Origin of the sequence: Micromonospora sp. NPDC049374, assembly GCF_040677165.1 — a bacterium.
GTDB lineage: Bacteria > Actinomycetota > Actinomycetes > Mycobacteriales > Micromonosporaceae > Micromonospora.
In genome coordinates this window covers 38964-61683 of record NZ_JBFAQH010000006.1, presented here as the reverse complement: position 1 = coordinate 61683, position 22720 = coordinate 38964, and the positions used below count along the sequence as shown (strand labels likewise).

16 protein-coding genes are annotated in these 22720 nt (G+C 68.7%); 9 read left to right on the top strand and 7 right to left on the bottom strand.

From position 1 onward, the window contains the following. The first annotated feature begins 81 nt into the window (after positions 1-81). From AB0J93_RS12275 to AB0J93_RS12260, 4 genes are all read left to right on the top strand, one after another. A complete protein-coding gene (locus AB0J93_RS12275) occupies positions 82-543 on the top strand; it encodes a DUF5318 domain-containing protein (RefSeq protein WP_363921023.1) in 462 nt (153 codons plus the stop codon). A gap of 196 nt (positions 544-739) precedes the next feature. Next, positions 740-3589 (top strand): transglycosylase domain-containing protein, encoded by a 2850-nt coding sequence (locus AB0J93_RS12270; RefSeq protein ID WP_363921021.1) that lies wholly within the window; start codon positions 740-742, stop codon positions 3587-3589. 291 nt (positions 3590-3880) lie between these two features. Further along, complete coding sequence (locus AB0J93_RS12265; protein ID WP_363921019.1) at positions 3881-4369, top strand: peptidoglycan-binding domain-containing protein; 489 nt, start codon at positions 3881-3883, stop codon at positions 4367-4369. 701 nt (positions 4370-5070) lie between these two features. Then, positions 5071-6603: a glycosyltransferase 87 family protein gene (locus tag AB0J93_RS12260; protein ID WP_363921017.1), complete on the top strand. Its 1533-nt coding sequence runs from the start codon at positions 5071-5073 to the stop codon at positions 6601-6603. An 18-nt stretch (positions 6604-6621) separates the two neighbouring features. Here AB0J93_RS12260 and AB0J93_RS12255 read toward each other — a convergent pair whose 3' ends face one another. Both AB0J93_RS12255 and AB0J93_RS12250 read right to left on the bottom strand, forming a co-directional pair. Further along, the gene (locus AB0J93_RS12255; RefSeq protein ID WP_363921015.1) at positions 6622-9078 is read right to left on the bottom strand and encodes a hypothetical protein; all 2457 of its coding nucleotides are present in this window, start codon (positions 9076-9078) and stop codon (positions 6622-6624) included. Continuing rightward, positions 9075-9866, bottom strand: coding sequence for a deoxyribonuclease IV (locus AB0J93_RS12250; protein ID WP_363921013.1), 792 nt, complete (start codon positions 9864-9866; stop codon positions 9075-9077). The genes AB0J93_RS12255 and AB0J93_RS12250 overlap by 4 nt, the downstream gene beginning before the upstream one ends. 510 nt (positions 9867-10376) lie before the next feature. Between AB0J93_RS12250 and rpsF the strand changes: the two genes are divergently transcribed. The 4 genes from rpsF to rplI all read left to right on the top strand — a co-directional run bounded on the left by rpsF (position 10377) and on the right by rplI (position 12018). Further along, a complete protein-coding gene (gene rpsF / locus AB0J93_RS12245; RefSeq protein ID WP_093409369.1) occupies positions 10377-10667 on the top strand; it encodes a 30S ribosomal protein S6 in 291 nt (96 codons plus the stop codon). A gap of 100 nt (positions 10668-10767) precedes the next feature. Then, positions 10768-11277: a single-stranded DNA-binding protein gene (locus AB0J93_RS12240; protein WP_093409371.1), complete on the top strand. Its 510-nt coding sequence runs from the start codon at positions 10768-10770 to the stop codon at positions 11275-11277. Positions 11278-11318: 41 nt separating this feature from the next. Continuing rightward, positions 11319-11558, top strand: coding sequence for a 30S ribosomal protein S18 (gene rpsR / locus AB0J93_RS12235; protein WP_007073789.1), 240 nt, complete (start codon positions 11319-11321; stop codon positions 11556-11558). A 13-nt stretch (positions 11559-11571) separates the two neighbouring features. After that, on the top strand, positions 11572-12018 hold the full coding sequence (rplI, locus tag AB0J93_RS12230) for a 50S ribosomal protein L9 (protein WP_363921010.1): 447 nt from the start codon (positions 11572-11574) through the stop codon (positions 12016-12018). 77 nt (positions 12019-12095) lie between these two features. On the opposite strand, the gene AB0J93_RS12225 is transcribed toward rplI, so the two are convergent. Beyond that, a complete protein-coding gene (locus AB0J93_RS12225; RefSeq protein WP_363921008.1) occupies positions 12096-13754 on the bottom strand; it encodes a hypothetical protein in 1659 nt (552 codons plus the stop codon). Positions 13755-14146: 392 nt separating this feature from the next. On the opposite strand from AB0J93_RS12225, the gene dnaB reads away from it, so the two are divergent. Further along, complete coding sequence (gene dnaB / locus AB0J93_RS12220; protein ID WP_363921006.1) at positions 14147-16915, top strand: replicative DNA helicase; 2769 nt, start codon at positions 14147-14149, stop codon at positions 16913-16915. Between the two features lie 460 nt (positions 16916-17375). Here dnaB and AB0J93_RS12215 read toward each other — a convergent pair whose 3' ends face one another. The 4 genes from AB0J93_RS12215 to AB0J93_RS12200 are packed head-to-tail and all read right to left on the bottom strand — an operon-like array spanning position 17376 to position 22272. Next, complete coding sequence (locus AB0J93_RS12215) at positions 17376-17777, bottom strand: zf-TFIIB domain-containing protein (RefSeq protein ID WP_363921004.1); 402 nt, start codon at positions 17775-17777, stop codon at positions 17376-17378. 19 nt (positions 17778-17796) lie between these two features. Continuing rightward, the gene (locus tag AB0J93_RS12210; RefSeq protein WP_363921002.1) at positions 17797-18429 is read right to left on the bottom strand and encodes a phosphoribosyltransferase family protein; all 633 of its coding nucleotides are present in this window, start codon (positions 18427-18429) and stop codon (positions 17797-17799) included. A gap of 17 nt (positions 18430-18446) precedes the next feature. After that, entirely contained in the window at positions 18447-19751 is a 1305-nt protein-coding gene (locus AB0J93_RS12205) for a glycosyltransferase 87 family protein (RefSeq protein ID WP_363921000.1), read from the bottom strand. A 13-nt stretch (positions 19752-19764) separates the two neighbouring features. After that, positions 19765-22272, bottom strand: a complete 2508-nt coding sequence (locus AB0J93_RS12200) for a bifunctional diguanylate cyclase/phosphodiesterase (protein WP_363921525.1) — start codon at positions 22270-22272, stop codon at positions 19765-19767. Positions 22273-22720 lie beyond the last annotated feature (448 nt).

Sequence of the window (22720 nt, the reverse complement as noted above, 5' to 3'; positions counted from 1 at the left end):
CAAACCCCCGTTCTGATGTCCTTCGGTCACGGATCGTCACGGTGGTCGCCTCGTCAGAAGAGACCGCGTACCCTTTCCCGCATGCGTACGCAGCGCCAGGTCGTCGACTACTCGCTCCGAAAGCGAGCGGCGCTGCGTGAGCTCCTCGCCGGCCGCGTCGGCACCTATGACCTGTGCGACGCGTCGCCCTACCTGAAGAACGCGGCTCGGTTCCACGGTGAGTCCACCGACGAGCGGTGCCCGATCTGCCGCAGCGAGAACCTGACCCTGGTCCACTACATTTACGGAGACGAACTCAAGCAATCGGCCGGCCAAGCCCGTAATGTGGCTGAGCTGACCGTGCTGGCGATGACGCTGCGTGAGTTCCAGGTCTTCGTGGTGGAGGTGTGCCTCGGCTGTGACTGGAACCATCTCATCGAGCAGTACCTGCTCGGGCGGGACGGTCTGACCGGCGTCGCCGACGGCGACCCGGAGCACGGTGAGGCGAGCGGCATGACCGCGGACGGAACGGGTGTCCGGCGAAGGCGAGAGGCGCAACGGTGATACGAGCTCGATCGGCCGGCCCCGGTCGCGTGCGACGCGGCTGGGGCGACCGACGGCTTGTAGGTCTGAATGGTCCGATTGATACGGATCTGACGCCGGGACCACAGCACCCCCGTGCCGTGGTCGCAGGTGTCAAAACTCACGGCAAACCGGTGGCGGTGCGACCGCGCCCCACCGCGACGGCAGGGTGTGAGGAATGAACTCGTACGGCGATCCCAGCTCCTCGCGCGGCCGGGCCTGGATTCCGGGCCAGGACGACTCGGGGCAGACGGACGACGCGTACCGCCGCCCGGGTGGTGAACCGCGCGGAGTCAACTGGTCGACCGGGCCGGAGACATCCGGCCCGTCGGCCCGCGCCTCGGTCGGCGGACGTGCCTCGGTCGGCGGCTCGGCGAGCGTTCCGCCGCGGGGCGGTTCCACCGGTGCGGCCCCGGTCGGCCGGGCCGGCCCCGGTCGCGCCTCCGTGCCGGTCTCACCAGCCGGACCGGGTCGTGCCTCGGTGCCGGTCTCGCCCGCACCCGGCCGTGCCGGCCGAGCCTCGGTGCCGGTCTCACCTGCACCCGGTCGTGCCTCGGTCGGTGCCGCCGCCGTGGGCGCGGCGTCAGCCGGTCGGGCGAGCGTCGGGTCGGCGTCCGTGGGTGGCGTCGGCGGTCGGGCCGCGGTGGCCCGGGCAAGCGTCGGCGGCCCCGGCGGACCGGGCGGTCCCGGTGGACCGGGTGGACCGACCAGGCCCGGTCGCGGTGGCCGTGACCCGGGTGCGGTGGCTCGTGCCCGCAAGCGCAAGCGGATGAACATGCTGATCGCCGGCTTCGCGGTGTTCATCATGCTGGCCGGCATCGGCGTGGTCGGGTTCACCTACTACTCGACGAACGTGGTGCTGCCCAAGGAGATCCCGCTGCCGCTGTCCACCACCGTCTACGCCAAGGATGGCAAGTCGCTGGTCGCCAAGCTCGGCAACGAGAACCGCACCTTCGTCACCATCGACAACATCCCGCAGCATGTGCGCGACGCCGTGGCCGCCGCCGAGGACCGGAACTTCTACCGACACTCGGGCGTCGACTACAAGGGCATCGCCCGGGCCGCCTGGAACAACCTCTCCGGCGGCGACAAGCAGGGCGCCTCGACCATCACCCAGCAGTACGCCCGCAACGCCTACGAGAACCTCCAGGACGACAGCTACGCGCGGAAGGTGAAGGAGGCGATCCTCGCCTCCAAGCTGAACGACAACTACACCAAAGACGAGATCATGGAGAACTACCTCAACGTGATCTACTTCGGTCGTGGTGCGTACGGCATCGAGGCGGCGGCCCAGACGTACTTCAAAACCAGCGCGAAGAAGCTGACGGTGGCGCAGGGCGCGGTGCTCGCCGCGTTGATCAAGCAGCCGGTCGCCAGCGCCACCCACAAGGGCTTCGACCCGGAGACCAACGAAATCGACGCGAAATCCCGGTGGGAGTACGTCATCAACGGGATGGTCGAGGAGGGCTGGCTGAACGCCCCGGGCAAGCCGGAGCGGCCGGCCGAGTATCCGAAGGTCGAGAAGTCGAAGAAGAACAACGGCTTCGGGGTCGCCACTCCACGCGGCAACGTCATCAACTACGTCCGCAAGGAGATGGAGGAGTGGGGCCTCTGCTCCAACTCCGGTGCCGAGGGCAAGCCCAGCTGCGTGGACGAGCTGCGCGAGGGCGGCTACCGGATCACCACCACCATCGATCCGAAGATGCAGAAGGCGCTGGAGGAGGCGGCCCAGCCGGACCGTAAGGGCTCGGTGCTCAAGGGGCAGCCGAAGAACCTGATGGCGGCGGTGGTCTCCGTCGACCCGAAGACCGGCCGGGTGCTCGCCTACTACGGCGGTGACAGCGGCGCCGACTTCGACTACGCCGGCCTCAACACGGATCAGAATGGCAACATCGTCGGTGGCCATCCCCCAGGCTCGTCGTTCAAGGTCTACACCCTGGCCGCGGCGATCGACGCGGAAATCTCGGTCAAGTCGCACTGGGACGCCACCCCGTTCAAGCCCGAGGGGTACGACGATCCGATCGTGAACGCTGGCCGGGATGTCAGGCGAACCTGTAACAAGTGGTGCACGCTGCAGGAGTCGACGGTGCAGTCGTACAACGTGCCGTTCTTCCACGTGACCGAGGACATCGGCCCCGACAAGGTCCTCGACATGGCTCGCCGCGCCGGCATCCGCACCATGTGGGACGACAAGCAAAAGGTCTACGACCTGACGAAGGAGAAGCCCGAGAAACTCGCGCCGAGCAAGTTCGACCGGGTTATCGGCTTCGGTCAGTATCCGGTGACCGTGCTGGACCATGCCAACGGTCTGGCCACCCTCGCCAACAAGGGCAAGTACAACAAGGCGCACTTTGTCCGGATGGTGGAGAAGCAGAACAAGGCCACCGGCAAGTGGGACAAGGTGCGCGGCACCGGCGAGAAGCTCAAGCCGCAGCAGGTGATCCGGCCGGAGGTCGCCGACGAGGTGACCGCGGTGCTCAAGGAGATCCCCGGCCGAAACAACGCGACGCTGGTCGGCAACCGGCAGGCCGCGGGTAAGACCGGCACCTGGCAGCACGGCAAAACCGACAAGAACGCTCACGCCTGGATGGTCGGCTACGACGAGAACGTGGCCACCGCAGTGTGGATCGGCAGCCGCGACCCGAAGAAGCCGGCGATCGTGGACCGAAATGGCGTCAACATCGGCGGTGGCAACATCCCGGCCGCGCTGTGGAAGCGGTACATGGACGACGCCCTGAAGGGCTACGACCCGTCCGACCTGCCCGATGTGACGGGGGTCGGCGATCAGGACGCCGGCAACGGCGAGGAGCCCGCCCCGCCATCGCCCCCGCCGGGCGGCAACCAGCAGAACTGCGATCCAACAGATTTCCTCTGCCAGTTCGGCGGCGGCAACAACGGTGGGAACAATGGCGGTCCCGGCGGTGGAAACAACGGCGGCAACAACCCGGGTGGCCCACCCGATGGTGATCTAGAACAGGGCGGTGGAGCTGGCGGCCTGCTACCACCCAGAACGACGAGCCGGGAGTAGCCCCCGCTGACACCACGGGCGGCCGGAGAACCATTCCGGCCGCCCGCAGCGCTGTAGTACGACCGTCGATGCTGCGCGTACAGTTCTAGGTCGATTTGGCCTTTCAGGATGTTACCGACTCGATGAGCTGCCAGATGATTCTAGCTGCCCGCCGAGACAATCTAGGTGTTTCCGGCTAATCGGGCAAGGTAAGTCCAAACGTAATCGGCCATCGACATATCCCGATGGTGACTGTAAGGTGATGAGGCGGCACGTCCAAACCGGCAATCTGCGATCATCGGGGAGAAGCGTATGAGGCTAAAGCCACTTTTGACTGCGGCAACCTTGGCGACTGTCTTGGTCGGTGGTGCTTTAGTTTGTGCCCCGGCAGCTGGTGCCTCCGTTTCCCAAGGGTACATTTCCGGCTCGGGTACTGTTACCGACGACTGGGGTGACGAAGGACCCCTAAGCATGAATTCTCACCGGTACAGCCGGGCAACGGCAGCATGGCAGCTGTTCCTCAAAAAAGAGGGCTTCTACACTGGATCTGTCGATTGCGACTTTGGGCCTGCGACCAGGTCCGCCACCATCGCATTTCAGCAGCGATACGGACTGACTGTTGATGGTATCGCAGGACCTCAGACCTTGGGAAGGGCTGACAACTTCTTCGTGTTGTCCGGTGAGTACGTTTATGTCAGCGGTCTGCGCCTGTTCCGTCGCAGTGGTGGCGTGTACTATGTCTACGACACTCCTAACGATGCGTGGAGATCGACTTCATACACCTCGGCAGCCTACTGCTAGTGCGTCGTCAGTCGCTGCAGCTTTGTGTGTTAAGAGGTTGCTGTGATGAGTGCCGACGGTGGCCAGCCAGAATTTTCTGGATGGCCACCGTGGCCGATGAAATAGAGTCGATTAAATCGACGTGGCATGCTGGGGATTGCTGGCATTGTGGCGATCGGACCAATCTTTGTATGTCTTCTATATTCGGCTGGGCGTCCTGTCTACTAGCAAGAGAACAGCCCGCCGATGACCGCGCTGGTCAGGGCCAAGGGCGAGCCGTTGACCACCGTGCGGAACTGGACACGGTAGAGAAACTGCAGGCGATGATGAGCGCCCACCCGGGCAAGACCGCATGACGGCGACAGCACCCGCCAACGCGACGGGCGGAGCGGTAAAAAGAAGTCGGAAGCGTGCGGTTCGGCACCGAGGGTCGTAGCGCAACTCCAGGGTGATCCATTGTTCGCTGGAACCGTCCGAGCAGGCTGCGGACGGCCGCCGGCTCGGCCCTGAACACTGGCTCGTCAGATGCGGCATGTCGGGGTTTCCGACGCCAGGGATACCGCGACATGCCGCAGACCGCGAGCGCCGAGGATGGATTGCCGAGCGTCGGTCGCCGGTGCCTAGGTGACTGAAGTGTCCACCCCCCACAGGCGGCAGCGCCTCGGGGATTCGATGTGGTTTCGGCTTCAACGCCGTCGCCGGATGCGGCAGGATGCACGGTCATGAGCACGAAGTCGACGCCAGGCATCGATGGATCGGGTGCCCCCGATCACCCGTCCCGCTCCGACGGCTTCGTCCGGGGGCTCTCCGGGCTGATCGGCGGTCCGCTCGGCGACCACGCGGTCGGCCGCGACCGGCCCGTCGGCGCGGAGAATCGGCTCTGGACGGCGGTACGGATCGTCCTGGCGCTGACCTGCCTCACGCTGGCCCTGCACTGGGTGCAGAAGTCGCCCTGCCAGGACGGCGCGTGGGTGAACAACGAGCAGTACACCCGCTTCTGCTACACCGACGTGCTGGCGCTCTACTACGCCGAACGGCTCAATGAGGGGGCGGTGCCCTACCGGGACCACCCGGTCGAGTACCCGGTGCTGACCGGGTACTTCATGGGGGCGCTCGGGTTGCCGGTCCACTCGGCCGGCGACGGCAACCCCGACATGAACCAGGGCCAGTGGTTCTACAACCTCAACGCACTGGTGCTCGGTGCGCTGGCGGTGGTCACCGTGGCGGTGATCCTGGCGCTGCGCCGTCGACGCCCATGGGACGCCGCGCTCTTCGCGCTCGCTCCCGCGCTGCTGCTCACCGCCACCGTCAACTGGGACTTCCTCGCCATCGGGCTCGCCGCGTTGGGTCTGTTGGCCTGGGCACGCTCCGGGCCAGGCCCGAAGGGGACAATGTTGGTGGCGCTTTCCGGAGTGCTGCTCGGGCTCGGTGGCGCGGCGAAGATGTGGCCGCTGTTCATCCTCGGGCCCATCCTGGTGCTCGCGTTACGTGCCAACCGGATCCGGGCCGCGCTGCTGTCCATCGTCACGGCCGCGGTGACGGTGGTGCTGGTGAACCTGCCGGCAGCCATTCCGTACCGGGACAACTGGGACCGCTTCTTCGAGCTGAACACCACTCGTCCGATCGACTGGGGCACCTTCTGGTACATCGGTCGCTACCTGGACGGGAAGTTCGGCGACCCCGCCAGCATCGGGCCCTTCCAGTGGCTGGACGCCAACATTCCCACGCTCAACTACCTGTCGTACGCCCTGTTCGGGCTGGCCTGCCTCGGCGTCGGCGCGCTGGCGTTGCTGGCACCGCGGCGTCCCCGGCTCGCCCAGCTCGCCTTCCTGGTGGTCGCCGCCTTCCTGATCTTCAGCAAGGTCTGGTCGCAGCAGTTCGTGCTCTGGCTGCTGCCGCTGGTGGTGCTCGCCCGGCCCAAGTGGGGAGCGTTCCTCGTCTGGCAGGCGGCCGAGGTCTGCTACTTCATCGCCTTCTACGGCCAGTTGCTCGGCGCGTCGACCGGCACGCCGGTCTTCCCGGAGGGCGTCTTCGTGCTGGCCGCGAGCCTACGTCTGGCCGCCGTGGTGGCCCTGGTCGTCCTGGTCGTACGCGAGATCCTGAACCCGGAGCAGGACGCGGTACGCCGCAACTACGCCGACGACCCGGACGGCGGCCTGCTCGACGGCACCCCCGACGCCCCCTGGCTGGACCGATGGCGAAGCCGCCGCTCAACCATCGAGCCAACCCCGACGCCCGTGGCTGCGACCACCTGACCCGGTGACGCTTGACGCTCAGAGGCGGAAGACTACGATGTCGTCGATCTCCTCGCGGGTGATGCCCAACCCGTCGACCGGTGCGTCGACGCTTACCTCCCACGGGGTGCCGGCGATCTTGCCGCGCAGCACCAGGACGTTGTGCACGCCGAGCGTGCGCAGGTAATCGACGCTGGTCTGGTCGGGGAAGGTCATGGTGACCCGGCGTACGTCGTCGAGCTGACGTGGGGTGAAACCGCTGCCCCCGTTGACGATGTCCTGGAACCGCGTGGTCGACCACAGCATCACCGGCTGGTCGTGGTTCTGCCCGCTGGGCAGGACGAGTAGCGGGCCGTCGATCGAACGCATCGCCGCCGGCTGCGCCGGCACCACCGGATGGGGTGTGGTGTTGATGCCCTCAGCGACGACCAGCAGCAGCGGCACCAGGGTCGCCAGGCGCAGCCAGGGGCTCGGCCAGGAGGGAATGCGTTCGGCGGAGATCTCCCGGACCCGCTCGGCGAACGCGCTTACCGCCCCCGCCGCCAGCAGCCCGAGCAGCAACGTGGCCCACAACATCAACCGGCCCGGCGTCCGGATGCCGCTCCAGCCGGGCAGATGGTCGAAGAGCGGTACGTAGGTGAAGCGACCGCCGAACAGCTCGGTGCCCATCGACAGGGCCATCGCGACCAGCGCCCCGGCGAGCAGCAGGAGCCGCTGGCGGACCTTCCAGATGGAGAAGAACAGCCCGCCGACGGCCAGCGCGTACAGCACGAAGCCGGGCAGCAGTGTCATCTCCGGATGCCACGGCAGCAGCGACCGGGCACCTTCGTGCAGCCCACCCCAGAGGCGGGACTCGGCCGGGGCGGTCACGAAACCGGTCGCGGGCGGCGAGAAGATGGCGATGTCGTCGATCGTCCGCTCCGCGTTCGGGTGCAACTGCGCGACGGTGAAGTACGGGATGGCCATCAGGACACCCACCCCGGCGAAGATCAGCCCGCCGATCAGGTCGGCGACGAACAACCGCTGGCCGAAGGGGCGCTTGAGCCGCCAGAAGATCCGCTTTCCGTACCAGATGACGGCGGCCACCAGCACGGTGCCGGCGAGCACGTACGCGAACGGCAGGCCGATACCGAATCCGAGACTGAGCTGCCAGGCGGCCACCAGCCAGCCGGCGTACACCCAGCCCTCGTGCCGGCGCTCCGGTCGATAGCCGTGCCGGAGCGACCAGCCGTGCCCCCGGGCCAGCATGGCCAGCGCCAGCGGAATACCGCCGTTGGAGACCACGTGCAGGTGGCCCGCCTGGGCCAGCAGCCACGGTGCGTAGGTGTAGGCGACACCGACCACCGCGGAACCCGTCCGGCTCGCGCCGAGCTGCCGGGCCAGCACGTACGCGCCGAAGGTGGCGAGGGCGTGCGCCAACACGAACACGATGTTGTAGCGAACGAGGGCGGCTTCGGGGCCGCTGCCGATCATGCCGGCCGGCGCGTACCCGAGCAGGGTGTCCGAGAAGGCGAAGCTCCACCTTTCCGGGAAGAACGCGTTGGCGTGCCAGAGCTGGGCCGGTTCGGTCAGCAGGATGTGCCCGGACCAGGCCATCTGCCAGGCCTGGAGGCTCGGGTCCCAGTAGTCCTGCGGCAGCGTGTGTGCCGGGTAACGCAGCGTCGGCCAGGTCATCAGCACGGCCAGCGCAAGCGACGCGACGGCGGCCAGCGTCCACTCGTGGATCAGCAGCCGGCCGACCCACCGACCCAGCCGCCCGTACCAGGTGGGTACCGGCTCGGGTGCGGGCCCGAAAGCGGCCCACGGGTCAGGCTTGCTTGCGCCCTCCGCCGGGGTGCCGTCGGGCTTGCTTCCGCCCGCTGCCGGACTGCCGTCGGGCGTGCCGCTGTCGCCCGCGCCGGCCCCGTCGCCGCCCGCCTTCTTCCTGCCCCTGCCCTTGTCCTTCTTTCCGCCCTTGTCCTTCTCCCCAGGCTCGTCCTGGTCGCCGACCTTGTTCGTGGCTCCGGCCTCGCTCCTGGCGTCGGCCGTGTCCTCGGTGTTGGCCTTGCCCTGGTCGGCGGTCTTGCCTAGGGCAGCCTCGTCCTGGTCGGCAGCCTTGCCTGCGGCAGCGGTCTTGCCTGCGGCAACCTCACTCTGGTCGGCAACCTTGCCGGCTGCCGGCGCCTTCCCGGTGGCGGCCTTGTCCCGGTCGGTGCCGTTGCCCGCGCTGGCGTTCTTGCCCGCAGCGGTCCTGCCAGCGGCCGTGTCCGCAGTGCCTGCCTTCTTGCCCGGCGCATCGTCGGCGCTGGGGCGCTTCCGTGTCGTGCGAGCCGCGTCGGCCGGACCGTTCCCGGTGGGTCTGCCCTGGTCAGCCTCGTCGAAGGCGCTCGCCCGGACCTCGTCGCCCGGGTCGCGCCGGTACTGCGGGTCGGTGCCGCCGGGCGCCGGACCATTGGTGGCCCGAGCGTCGCGCGAGGTCGGCCTGGGGCCGCCAGGGGCGGACTGGTCCGTGGTCATCGTGCTCCGGTCTCCCCGTCGAGTTGCCGACGCAGGAAGGCGATGTCGTTGCCCTGCCCCTCGACGCCCCCGGGCGTCTCCACGATGACCGGCGCGTCCGCCGCGCGAATCACCGCAAGCAGGAGATCCGGGTCGATGGTTCCGCTCGACAGGTTGTCGTGACGATCCCGCCCCGACCCGAACCCGTCCTTGGAGTTGTTGGCGTGTACCAGGTCGATCCGACCGGTGATCGCCTTCACCCGATCGACCAGGCCGAGCAGTTCCTCACCGCCGGCATGGGCGTGGCAGGTGTCCAGGCAGAAACCGACCTCCTGGTCACCGAGGGCGTCCCAGAGCCGGGCGAGCGCATCCAGCCGCCGGGCGCAGGCGTTCTCGCCACCGGCGGTGTTCTCGATCAGCACCGGAAGCCCGAAGCCCCCCGACTCGGCCGCGTACGACAGTGCCTTGCGCCAGTTGTCGAACCCGGTCGACGGGTCGTCACCGGCGTTCACGTGCCCGCCGTGCACCACCAGGCCCTTGGCGCCGATCGCCGCGGCCGCTTTCGCGTGCGCGAGCAGCAGCTTGCGGCTGGGGATCCGGATGCGGTTGTTGCCGGTGGCGACATTGATGACGTACGGCGCGTGCACGTAGACGTCGACATCGGAACCGATCAGCGCTGCCGCGTCGGCGCGGGGCTGCGGCGACTTCCAGCCCTGGGGGTCGGAGAGAAAGAACTGCACGGCGTCTGCCGCTCGGGCGGTCGCCTCCGCCAGCGGGTCGGTCGGATCGACGTGGGCTCCGATACGCATGCAGGCGAGCCTACGTCCCGCCACCGACGGGCGGGCCGACGCCCGCTACCTGGCCGCGTCACCGGCACCGACGGCAGTCGTTGATGCCAATGGATCCTCCGGTCAAGACGACTCGGCAGGACCCAGGAAAGGAAAATGTCGGTAATTCTAAGATTTGCCCCATGAAGCACCGGCTTCCGCGATAACGTCAGGTAACAACGTGATAAAGCTCCGCGGGGCGTCTCCGGTCCAACCTCATCGGTGTGGTCGTTCCTCCCCAGGTCCCACCCAAGGAATGCGGACCAGGCGCCCCGCGGCCCGTGGCCGGGGGTCCGTGCCGACAGCGACGTCGGCACGGACCCCCGGTTCGCTGTACCCCGTCACCTCGGTGATGGTGATCGTCCGGGCCGGGTATCCTGGTCCGGTTGTCCGTCCCCGGCCGGGTCCCCCCGGTACCGGAACGGGCCACGACGCACGACCTCCTGCCACGGAAGGACCGTGGCCGCTTAGCCCACAGGAGGTGAGCACGTCTTGCGTCATTACGAGATCATGGTGATCCTCGACCCCAGCCTCGAGGAGCGCACCGTCGCCCCGTCGCTCGACACGTACCTGAACGTGATCAGGACCGCGGGTGGCTCGGTGGAGAAGACCGATGTGTGGGGCCGCCGGCGCCTCGCCTACGAGATCAACAAGAAGGCCGAGGGCATCTACGCCGTCATCGACCTCCAGGCGACGCCGGAGGCGGTGGCCGAGCTGGACCGCCAGCTGCGGCTCAACGAGTCCGTGCTGCGTACGAAGGTCCTCCGGCCGGAGATGCGCTAGCAAACCCACCCCGGCCCCACCCGGATCAGCCTCACCGTCGTTGTCGGAGGGTTCTGAGAACCTGTACGGCGGAACGGATGAGCGCGCGAGGAGTTTGGTCATGGCAGGAGACACCACCATCACGGTCATCGGCAACCTGACCGATGACCCCGAGTTGCGGTTCACCCCCTCCGGTGCCGCGGTCGCCAAGTTCCGGGTCGCTTCGACGCCCCGGTTCATGGACAAGGCATCCGGTGAGTGGAAGGACGGCGAGCCGCTGTTCCTTTCGTGCACCGTCTGGCGGCAGGCCGCGGAACACGTGGCGGAGTCGCTCCAGCGCGGTGCCCGCGTGATCGTCTCGGGTCGGCTGCGTCAGCGGTCCTACGAGACCCGCGAGGGCGAGAAGCGCACCGTCATCGAGCTGGAGGTCGACGAGATCGGCCCGTCACTGCGCTACGCCACGGCGAAGGTGCAGAAGATGTCCCGGTCCGGCGGCGGTGGCGGCGGCTTCGGTAGTGGTGGCGGTGGTGGCCAGGGCGGCGGAGGTAACTTCGACGACCCCTGGGCTTCGGCTGCACCGGCCCCCTCACGTTCGGGTGGCGGCAACTTCGACGAGGAGCCTCCGTTCTAATGGCGCCGAGCGCCCGTGATCGTAAACCAGGAGCAAGAGCAATGGCGAAGGCTGCGGCACTGCGCAAGCCGAAGAAGAAGGTGAACCCGCTCGACAAGGACGGGATCACGTACATCGACTACAAGGACACCGCGCTGCTGCGCAAGTTCATCTCCGACCGCGGCAAGATCCGCGCTCGGCGGGTGACCGGCGTCACCTCGCAGCAGCAGCGGCAGATCGCCCGTGCGGTCAAGAACGCCCGTGAGATGGCGCTCCTGCCGTACACCGCGACGGCCCGCTGAGAGAGGCACCGACATGAAGATCATCCTGACTCAGGAGGTGTCCGGGCTCGGTGCCCCGGGCGACATCGTGGAGGTCAAGAACGGCTACGGCCGTAACTACCTGCTCCCGCAGGGCTTCGCGATCGCCTGGACCAAGGGCGCGGAAAAGCAGGTCACCCTCATCAAGCGGGCCCGCTCGGCCCGCGAGATCCGCGACCTGGATCACGCCAACGAGGTGAAGGCACAGCTCGAGGCCCTCAAGGTGAACCTGAAGGCCCGCGCCGGTGAAGGTGGTCGGCTCTTCGGCTCGGTCACCCCGGCCGAGATCGTCGACGCCGTCAAGGCGGCCGGCGGCCCGGCCCTCGACCGGCGGCGGCTGGAGGTTTCCGGTCACGTCAAGTCGATCGGGTCGCACCCTGTGCGGATCAAGCTGCACCCCGAGGTGACCGCCACGTTCAACCTCAACGTCGTGCAGGGCTGAGTCCCGGCCGGCAGATGACGCAGGGCCTGCACCGGTGCACGGTGCAGGCCCTGCGTCGTTGTTCGTGAGGTACCCGGTCAGCCGATTGGCTGGCCGGTCACCGCGCTGATCATCACCGTCGAGAGACCGCCACCCACCACGGCGGCGGCGAGCGCCACAGTGGTCGGACGCCAGGTCGTACCCACCCGACGCAGCAGCGTCGCGATCGCCAGGCTGCTGGCCAGGGCCAGGCCGAAGCGCGGCAGCCCGCCCACCATCGCCCCGAACGCCCGCGCCCGGGGCGACTCGCAGCCACCGCCACTGATGTCGGTCACACAGCCCGCAGGTGGCGCCCCGTCCAGGGTCAGCAGCCAGACGAAGACCACGACCGCCGGTAGGACGTAACAGGCCGCGGTGTAGAGCAGGGGCAGCCAGGGGCCGCCCGGATCGGGATCAAGCAGGTCGTCTTCCAGCCGGCGGTTCCAACCTGCGTTGCCCACCGACTCGATGCGGCGTCGTACCGCCGCCATACCGACCGGCCGAGCCTGCGGGACCGCGGCGGTACGCCGCCGTGGTGCCGGGCGGGGACGCGGTGCCGTGTAGCCCACCACCGGCGACCGGGGCGCCGAGGCGGGGGCATCCACCCAACGCGGATCGTCACCGGCCAACCGGGTACCCGGCCAGAAGGTCTCCTGCGGCGGCTCCGGCTGGGGCCGGCTGCTCCGCGACCACTGCTGGGCACCGGGTGCGCCACCCGACCGGGGGCGCTCCGTACGATCCCAACGGTCCGGCTCGGAGTAGTCCTCCCACCTGTTGCCGTCCCGCTGCCGTTCCCGTCGGTCAAGCTCGGGATCGCGGTCCCACTGGCCCGTGCTGTCCGGCTCCAGCCACTGCTCCGACGGCGACGACTGAAGCCACTGGCTCGTACTGTCGGCGTCCCAGGGATCGACCGGACCGGAATCGGCGCGACGATCCAGACCGGTGGGCTGCTCCCAGGCGTGCAGACCGGAGGCGTCCCACGGATCCACCGCGGGCCGGCGCGGTGCTGGCTCTGCCGCCCGATCCCACGGTTCCGCTGCCCGCTCCCAGGGATCCACCGCTGGACCGGGTGCTGGCTCTGCCGCCCGCCGCCGACGTCGAGGCGTCGGCTCGGCGACCGGCTCCGAGTCAGGGGTCTGCTGGCCCTCGTCCGCCAGGCCGGACCAGGTCACCTGGCGTTGGCGGGACTGCGCGCGGCGAGGCCGACTCTGCGGCGCGACACCCGAGACCGGATCGTCCTCCTCGGCCCGGCGGCTGCCGACGTACCCCTCCTCCTGTGGACGGTCGAAGGTCCACTCGCGGGTGTGATCGGACTGCGGTGCCACCGCTGGCGACGAGGCGATGGCGCGAGGCGGCGGATCACGCCATTCAGCCTCCTGGGAGCGCCGGCTCCGACTGCTCCGGGAAGCCCCCGACGATCTCCAGCCGTCATCGCCGTAGCGCGGCCGGTCGTCATCGTCATCGTCGTCCGGCGCGGCATGCCGGCCGCCACCGTCGACGCTGCTGACTCCCGACTCCAGTGCCCAGCGCGGCAGATACGGCTCGGCCGGTTCCTCCTGGCCACGTTCGATCGCACGCCGGCGGCTCGGAGTGCGGTAGCGCTCGACCGCCGAGTCGTAACGGTCGGCCCGTGAATCCTCGACGGGCTCGGCCCACGAAGCGGTCGGTCGCCGCTCGCGCGGACCGTCCTCCCCGCGTGCCCAGTCCCGGTAACTCACGGCCGGAGCGTGACCCTTCTCAACCGAAAGTGCAATCCGCTGTCCAGGTGTAGCCGTAGGCCACCGATCTTACGGGAGGTTCAGGACAAAGCCCTACCCGGAAATTCCCCTCCACAGGCTGGGGAAAGAGTTTCCGCAGGTCAGCGCCTTTCCGGTGAGAATTCCCCATCCGTTATCCACACCCTGTGCACACGCTGCGCACATGGTTGTCCACCTGAATCCACAGGTTGTCCCGAGGCTCGTCCACCGCCACGGTTGAGTGGCTGACCTCGGAGTCCGTATGGTTGCCACCGACCTGCTGACCCGATGGCCCCCGATCGAAGCGGCCGGTCGACGTTGTCGCATCCGGGCGGTAAGCCTGGAACCGATCCGACGCAGTGGAGGGGGGCCCGGTGTCGGTCACCGACGACAGGCGGACGGAGTCGTTCCCGGGCGGCGGGCAGCAGTCCGGCGACGGACCACGCGACGGTCAGTTCGACAAGACGCCACCGCAGGATGTTGCCGCGGAGCAGTGCGTCCTGGGCGGCATGCTGCTTTCCAAGGACGCCATCGCCGACGTCGTCGAGATCCTCAAGACCAACGACTTCTACCGGCCGGTGCACGCCACCATCTTCGACATCATCCTGGAGATCTACGGCAGGGGCGAACCGGCCGACGCCATCACCGTCGCGGCGGCACTTGCCGACTCCGGCGATCTGGCCCGCGTGGGTGGCGCTCCGTACCTGCACACGTTGATCGCGAGCGTGCCGACCGCCGCGAACGCCGCCTACTACGCGCGCATCGTCAGCGAACGCGCGGTGCTCCGGCGCCTGGTCGAGGCCGGCACCCGGATCGTCCAACTCGGCTACGGCACCGCGAGCGGTGGCAGCCGGGATGTGGACGACGTCGTCGACCTGGCTCAGCAGGCCGTTTACGACGTCACGGAACGCCGGGTCAGTGAGGACTTCGCCATCCTGGCCGACATGCTGCAACCGACGCTCGACGAGATCGAGGCGGTCGGTGCGCAGGGCGGCGTGATGACCGGCGTGCCGACCGGCTTCACCGACCTGGATCGCCTGCTCAACGGGCTGCATGCCGGTCAGTTGATCATTGTGGCGGGGAGACCTGGCCTCGGAAAGGCGCTCGCGCTCGACACGCCCCTGCCAACTCCGGCCGGCTGGACGACGATGGGCGAGGTGCAGGTAGGCGATCAGCTGATCGGTGCGGACGGCCGCCCTACCACCGTCACGCACGCCTACGAGGTGCGCCACGACCGCCCCTGCTACGAGGTCGAGTTCTCCGACGGTTCAGTCATCGTCGCCGATGCCGAGCACCTGTGGACGACGACCACCCGGGCCTCACGCCGCCAACAGAATGAGCGCCGGCCGCGCTACCAGTGGGATGCCTCGGCGCGCGTCAAGGCGGCAGCCGTACACCAGACCGTCACCGCAATTCCCGACCGGCTTGTCACCTACCGGGAAGCCGTGGAGATCGCCGGGTCCCAGTTCCGGAACGTCCTGCACGTTGTGGCGGCCAAGGTCGGCATCGCAAGCACTGTCGAACGTCAGTACTCCCGGAACGGTAGGCCCTGGCGTCGGACGGTCGACGCCTACAGCGCCAATGCCCTGTTCGACGCACACCTGAGCCGGGTGAGTCGGATGATGAACAGCAATACGACCGTGGCACACCCTCGGGCCGTCACTACCGAACACATCGCCGCGACACTGCGGCATCCGGCTGACGGGCGCGCAAACCACGCGGTGACCAATGCTCGACCGCTGTCCCTTCCCGCCCGCGAGGACCTGCCGATCCCCCCGTACACGCTTGGCGTGTGGCTGGGCGACGGGCACTCGGCAGGCGCCCGGTTCACGTCGGCGGATCCGGAGATCGCACAGTACGTCGCAGCCGATGGCTTCATCGTCGCCCCGGGAAGTTGCGAGACCTGCGGTACGGCGACGAAGTCCAGCTGGAACGGTGCCCGCCACTGCGCGTCGTGTCGCCGGTTGCGTGGCTCGTTCACCGGGCTGCTTCGAGCCGCCGGTGTCCTTAACGACAAGCACATTCCGCAGCCCTACCTCCGAGCGTCGGAGGAGCAGCGACGGAAGCTGCTGGCCGGACTGCTCGACACCGACGGTACCGCCGCGCCAGCCGGACACATCCAATACACCACCACCTCGGAGCGGATGGCCGAGGATATGTACGAACTCGTCGTCAGCCTGGGCTACCGATGCTCGATCAACCGCAAGCGAGTCAACGGCCGCACTCCCGAAAGCTCGACGGCTTTCACACTGAACTTCTCCACCTCGGACGAGGTGTTCCGGTTGACCAGGAAGCGGGAGTCGCACGCCACGCGCCGGCACGCGGTCGGCCGCGCGGGTACCCGATCCCGCTACATCGTGGATGTGCGACCGGTGCCGAGTGTCCCCGTGCGGTGCGTCACGGTCGACAACGAGGATCACCTGTACCTGGCCGGGCGGTCGATGATTCCCACGCACAACAGCACAGCAAGCATGGACTTCGCGCGTAACGCTGCGATTCGTGCCAACCAGGCGGCGGCGATCTTCTCGCTGGAAATGAGTAAGGTCGAGATCGTGATGCGGCTGCTCTCGGCCGAGGCCCGAGTGCCACTGCACGTGCTGCGCAGCGGGCAACTGTCCGATGACGACTGGACGAAGCTGGCCCGCTGCATGGGTGAGATCAGCGAGGCCCCGCTGTTCGTCGATGACACGCCCAGCATGAACCTCATGGAGATCCGGGCGAAGGCCCGTCGGCTCAAGCAGCGGCATGACCTCAAGTTGATCGTGGTCGACTATCTCCAGCTGATGACCTCGCCGAAGCGTACCGAGAGCCGGCAGCAGGAGGTCGCGGACCTGTCCCGTGGCTTGAAGCTGCTGGCCAAGGAGGTCGAGTGTCCGGTCATCGCGGTCAGCCAGCTGAACCGTGGCCCTGAGCAGCGCACCGACAAGCGCCCACAATTGTCCGATCTACGTGAATCTGGGTCAATTGAACAGGATGCGGACGTTGTCATCCTTCTGCATCGCGACGACTACTACGACAAGGAGTCCCCCCGCGCCGGAGAGGCGGATTTCATAATCGCTAAACACAGAAATGGCCCGACTGACACTGTGACGGTCGCCGCCCAGCTGCACCTGTCGCGCTTCGTGGACATGGCGATCGTCTGACCTGACTCAGCCGAGGCTCACGGGCTCAGCCGAGCACCGGGAAGCGGGCGGCCAAGGCATCGAGATCACGCCGCTCAGGAGTTGGACCACTTCGGACGGAATCTCGAATGCAGCCGCGGAGCGACGGGCCCACCAGGCGTGCCGGGCGTTTCCGGTACCGCCGGGGAACGCGTGCCAGTAGCTGATGGAGTGATGCCGTCGTACGCGTTGGCAAGTGCGATGTGCGAAGCTCGCGACCCCATGCCGGCAGCGTCCCACAGCCGGCGACCGCCAGCGCGTTCAGCGACCGGTCGGGCGGTGCCGGGCGCGGCCGGACCCGGTTTCAGCCGGGCAGCGACGGGTCGGGCGGCGGGCTGGCCGGGCTAAGGCACCGGTGACCGGCTGGCCGGGATGTGACTGGCTGTGGAGTGGAAGACCGGTCCGGGCGTTCGGCCGGACCGGTCTTCCGGGGCTGAACGGCTCAGCCGAACATGTCGTCGAGGAAGCTCTTGCGCTTCTTCCGGCGGTAGTGCCCGTGGTAGCCGTAGTGCTGCTGACTGTGGCCGTAGGCAGGCGCCGGGGCCGGGTAGCCGTGCGGCGGGGGCGGAGGCGGCGGCACGGCGCCGTAGCCCGGCTGGTGTGGCGCGGGCGGTGGGGGCGGGGGCTGGTAGGCGCCCGGCTGGGGGGCGTGCTGGGCCGGCTGCGGGGCGGGCGGCGGCGGGGCCTGCTGGGCGCTCCAGTTGGCCTCCGCCTCGAACAGCTTCTCCAACTCGCCGCGGTCGAGGAAGATCCCTCGGCACTCGCCGCACTGGTCGATGACGACGCCACTGCGCTCGTACTGACGCATTTCTCCGTGACACTTGGGACAGGTCAGGCTCATCACCCGACGGTACCTGGTCGACTCACGCGGTAGCGGTCAGCGCCTCCGTCACCTCGTCGTCGGAAACCTCGTGGAAGTCGTCGTAGTGCGCCCCGACGGCAGTGAAGGTGGGCGGCCGCTGAGCACAGATCACCTGGTCGGCTTCGGCGGCGAGCATCTCGTACGCCTCCTGGGCACCGACCGGTACGGCGACCACCACCCGACGGGCGCCGAGATGGCGGGCCACCTGCACGGCGGCCCGGGCGGTGGCCCCGGTCGCCAGCCCGTCGTCGACGATGACGGCGGTGCGTCCGGTCAGATCCAGCGGCGGTCGGCCGGCCCGGTAGAGCCGTTCGCGTCGATCCAGTTCCGCCTGTTCCCGGCGCTGCACGTCGGCGATGTCGTCGGGGCTGAGCTGCCCGGCCACCACGTCGTTGACCACGCGTACGCCCGCCGGACCGAGCGCGCCGAAGGCGACCTCGGGGGCCCACGGCATGCCGAGCTTGCGGACCACGAGCACGTCCAGTGGTGCGCCGAGGCGTTCGGCGACGACCTGGGCGACCGGCACGCCGCCGCGTACCAGTCCCAGGACGACGACGTCCGGTTCGCCGATCAGGGCGGTGAGTCGGTCGGCGAGCACCCGGCCCGCCTCGCTGCGGTCGCGGTAGGTGGTCATGCTCTCAGGTCTACGCCCTACGGGCCGTCTTCGCTCGCCGGTTGCCGGATCCCGGGAACGTGGAGTGCGGGTGCCCACACGAGGAACGCCACTGGGTAGAGCAGATAGCCGAACCGGGTGCTGGGCATCAGCAGGATCGCCACGAGCAGCCCGTACCCGCAGACGAGCGCTGCCGTGCGGGCGGTGCGGGGCGGGCGGCGGGCGAGCCGGACGGCGATCGCCACTGCGGCGGCGACCAGCAGGGCCGCCGCCACGGCCCGGCCCGCCGGTAGCGCGTTCGCGATCAGATAGCCGGGAAACGGTGACTGCGCCGGGCTGGAGACCAGGCCGTGTCCGAGGGGGAACCGCAGCACGTTCTCCACCAGGGCGTCCCGGTCCACAAGCAGGGTGGGCAGCAGCGCGGCGGCGGGTAGGCCGAGCGCACCGGCGGCGACCCGCAGGCCGGCCCGCCGGCAGATGCCCCAGATGACCAGGACGGCGGCGACCGGCCAGGCGAAGAGTTTGAGTGCACCGGCGAGTCCGACGGCGACGCCGGCCCAGCCGGGTCGTGCGGTGGCGGCGAGCGTGAGGGCCAGCAGGCAGAGCGCGAGTACGGGTAGGTCGTCGCCACCGGTGGCGAGGGTCAGCGCGCAGATCGGCAGAACGGTGGCGGCCTGTACCCCGCGCAGCACGGCGGCGTCGTGCCCGACCGCTGCGGCCACACCCTCCGGCCGGCGCAGGACGCGGACGGCGAGGAGGAGAGCGAGGGCGGTGCCGATCGCGAACCAGACCCGGGCGTCGCTCCACCACGCGTCGGTGGCCGCGCGGGGCAGCCCGAACAGGGCCATGGCCGGTTGGTACGGCGTGTAGCCGAGCAGTTGTTCGCCGGGCGGCAGCGCGGCGATGGCGTCCGGTCCCAGGTAGGGCGTGCCGGTCTCCACCAGCCGCCGCCCGGATTCCTCGACGACGAGCACCTCTTCCTGGGCCCGGTCGGTACGCCCCGCCGCGCGCTGCACGCTCTGCCAGAGCAGCGGTAGCAGGGCGACGGCGATCCAGGTGAGGACGGTGACCAGCCAGCGTCCGGGAAGTCCGGTCAGCGCCGAGTCGGGCCGGTGCCGCCGGAGCAGGAGTTGACCGAGCGCCACGATCGCCGCGCCGAGGTAGCCGAGCGCGGCGATGCCGCCCCAGGCGCGGTGCGGCAGGAGGGTGGAGGTGGCGGCGGTGACTGCGGCGAAGGCGGCGGAGACGGCGTAGAGGCCGAGGTCGAGAGCGAGACCTCCGGCGGCGCTGTCGATCCGGTGCCACCACCCGGAACGGCGGCGGGTCGGGAGGGTCGTGCTCACCCGGGCAAGTGTGTCAGGCCGGCTGGTGGCGGCCCCGGCCGCCCTGTCGGCGTCCCTGCGGTAGCCGGACCACCGCACCGGCGTCGTGCAGGGCGACCGCCAGGCAGCCGGTCCGGTCGCCGGTGCCGCGCTGGAGGGCGGCGAGCAGCGTTCCGGCGGGCAGTGGGCGGGCGAAGAGATGACCCTGGCCGGCGGTACAGCCCAGTTCCCAGAGCGTGCGTCGCTGCGCCTCCCGCTCCACACCCTCGGCCACCACGGCGAGGTCGAGGCTGCGACCGAGATCGAGGGTGGAGCGGATGATCGCGGCGGCCTCGGTGGAGGATTCCATGGCGGTGACGAAACTCCGGTCGATCTTCAGCTGGTGCACCGGGATCCGGGAGAGCAGCGAGAGCGAGGAGTAGCCGGTGCCGAAGTCGTCCAGGGCGAGCCGGATGCCGGCGTCGCGCAGTCGGGTGAGTACCTGGTCTACGACGTCGAGTTGACTGAGGGTGAGGGTCTCGGTCAGTTCCAGGATCAGCCGGTCGGGTGGCAGGTCATGGGCGCGCAGGCGGGCCAGCACTGAACCGGGGAACCGGGTGTCGAGCAGGCTGCGGGGGGAGACGTTCACCGCCACGGGTACGTCGAAGCCGGCGTCCCGCCAGGTGCCGGCGGCGATCAGGGCCTGGTCGAGGATGGCTTCGGCGAAGGCGGGTAGCAGGCCCGACCGCTCGACGGTCTCCAGGAAGCGCAGCGGGTCGATCATGCCGTGGGTGGGGTGACGCCATCGGGCCAGCGCTTCGGCGGCGATGACCTTACCGGTGCCGAGTTCGACGATCGGCTGGAACTTGACGGTGAACTCGTGGTCGGCCACGGCTCGGGTCAGGTCGCCGCCGAGCGTGAGGCGACCCAGGTCGGCGGTGTCCCGGGCGGACGCGTAGCTGGCCAGACGCTGCCCGGCCCGCTTGGCCTGGTACATGGCGACGTCCGCGCGGCGCAGCAGTTCGACCATGCCGCCGGTGGCGGGCGCGGCGGCGATGCCGCCGCTGGCCTCCACGTTGAGCCGCATGCCGTCGATGTCGAAGGGTTCGTGCAGCGCCGCCAGCAGCGTTTCGGCGCGGTGTGCGGCGACCGCGGGCGCGGGCAGGGCGCGCAGGAGTACAGCGAACTCGTCGCCGCCGAGCCGGGCGACCAGGTCCTCGGCGTGGGCGGCGGCGCGCAGCCGTTCGGCGACGGCGGCCAGCATCTGGTCACCGGCGGTGTGGCCGAGGGTGTCGTTGACCTCTTTGAAGTGGTTCAGGTCGATCAGGACCAGGGCGGTCACCCCGTCGGCGTGCCGTTGGTTCAGGTGGTCGTTGCCCGCGTCGAGCAGGTGACGCCGGTTCGGCAGACCGGTGAGCGCGTCGTGCGTCGCGTCGTGCGCGTGGGCCTGGGCCACCCGGGCGAGTTCGGCGTACGCCTGGGCGTTGCGAATGGCGGTGCACAGCGCCGAGGCGAAGGTGTAGAGGGTGTAGTGCTCCCGCTCGGAGAGTTTCACCGGTCCGCGGAATCGCAGCCGCAGCATGCCCACGTCGACCGTCTTGTCGTGCCCTTCCAGGCGGACGGGGACCACCGCGCCCTGGACCGTGGTGGACTCGTCGGCCGGCCCGTCGTAGCTGACTCCCTCGCCGCCGCCGCGCACGACCCGGTCTGTCTCGCGCAGCTCGACCTCCACCTCGTCGGCGGAGAAGAGTTCGGATGCCCGGGTGACCGCGGTGGTGAGGACCTCGTCCAGCTCGACCACGTTGAGCGCGTCGGTGGTCTGAGCGAGCCGCTGCCACACCTGCTGCTCGGTGCGCTGTCGGATCCGGCCGGCGTACGCCAGATGCAGACTGAGCACGAGCGGTGGAACGGCGAGCAGCAGCCTGGGATCCGCTTCGAGGATGAGCAGGCTGCCGATGGCGACGCAGAAGCGTACGAGGTATCCCGCAATCCTCAGATCGAGGTTGTTGCGGAAGTGCTGGGAGATGGGAGTTCGCGAGGCCAGCGCGATCACGGGCATCGCCAGCGCCTCGTCGAGCAGAGCGGCGGCGAGGTAGGCCGCTGCGAGCGGAGGTATCAGCAGCCACGGGTCGCCGCTGAGGCCGTCCCAACCGGCGGCGTGGAGGGTGGCGCCGGCACCTACGGCCATCAGAACGTTCTTGCCCACGCCGAAGGCGAGCTTGATCGGTGGTAGCCGGAGCGAGGCCAGTGCCACGCCGGCCGCGGTGCACAGGACCACCCACGACGTTGGCGCGAGAGCCAGGGCCATCACCAGCGCAGTCTCGTTCCAGCTGATCGAATGACCTGTCGACCTGATCCGGACGGGGGTGTTGACGAGAGTGCCGACCGCACTCATGAAGATCAACATAACCAGAACGGACAGCTCGTTGAGAGGGGTGATCAACGGCGAGGTCGACGCGATCATGGTCGAGGCGGAGACGGCTGCGGTCGCCGCCACGACGACGAGACCGACTAGCAGCGTGAGCCGCCGATCGGTCTCATTGTCTCGTGTCGAGAGATGGATCATGCCACTCCTGACGGCCGCTCCACCGTGATGGCAGCCTACCGCCGGTGCGGGCATCCTGCGGTATCGATCAGGTCCAGTCGTTGCCACGCATGTCTTCGCCTCCTCAACTCGACGCCCCAGCTCATCGATGGAGACTCCATTCGATGGCGAAAGCGAGGTTAAGTCGAGACAGGTCGGACGAGCCAGGATAAATGTGACAATGCGCAACATTAGCCAAGGATGCCGCTATTCATGACCGTCCGTTTATATGTGTTGTGCGGAGCGCATCGATCGTGAAGTTTGTCGAGTTGCTCGTCTACCGCCGACAGTTGGCTTACCGAATTCGGCAAGGCTTGTTCGTCGCCACTTCGGATTGTGGTCGCACATCGCCGATGTCGCCATCCCCGTGACCGAGCGTTTGTTGCGGTTCACCCGGTGCTATGCGCATTGTTAAGGTGCGGTCACG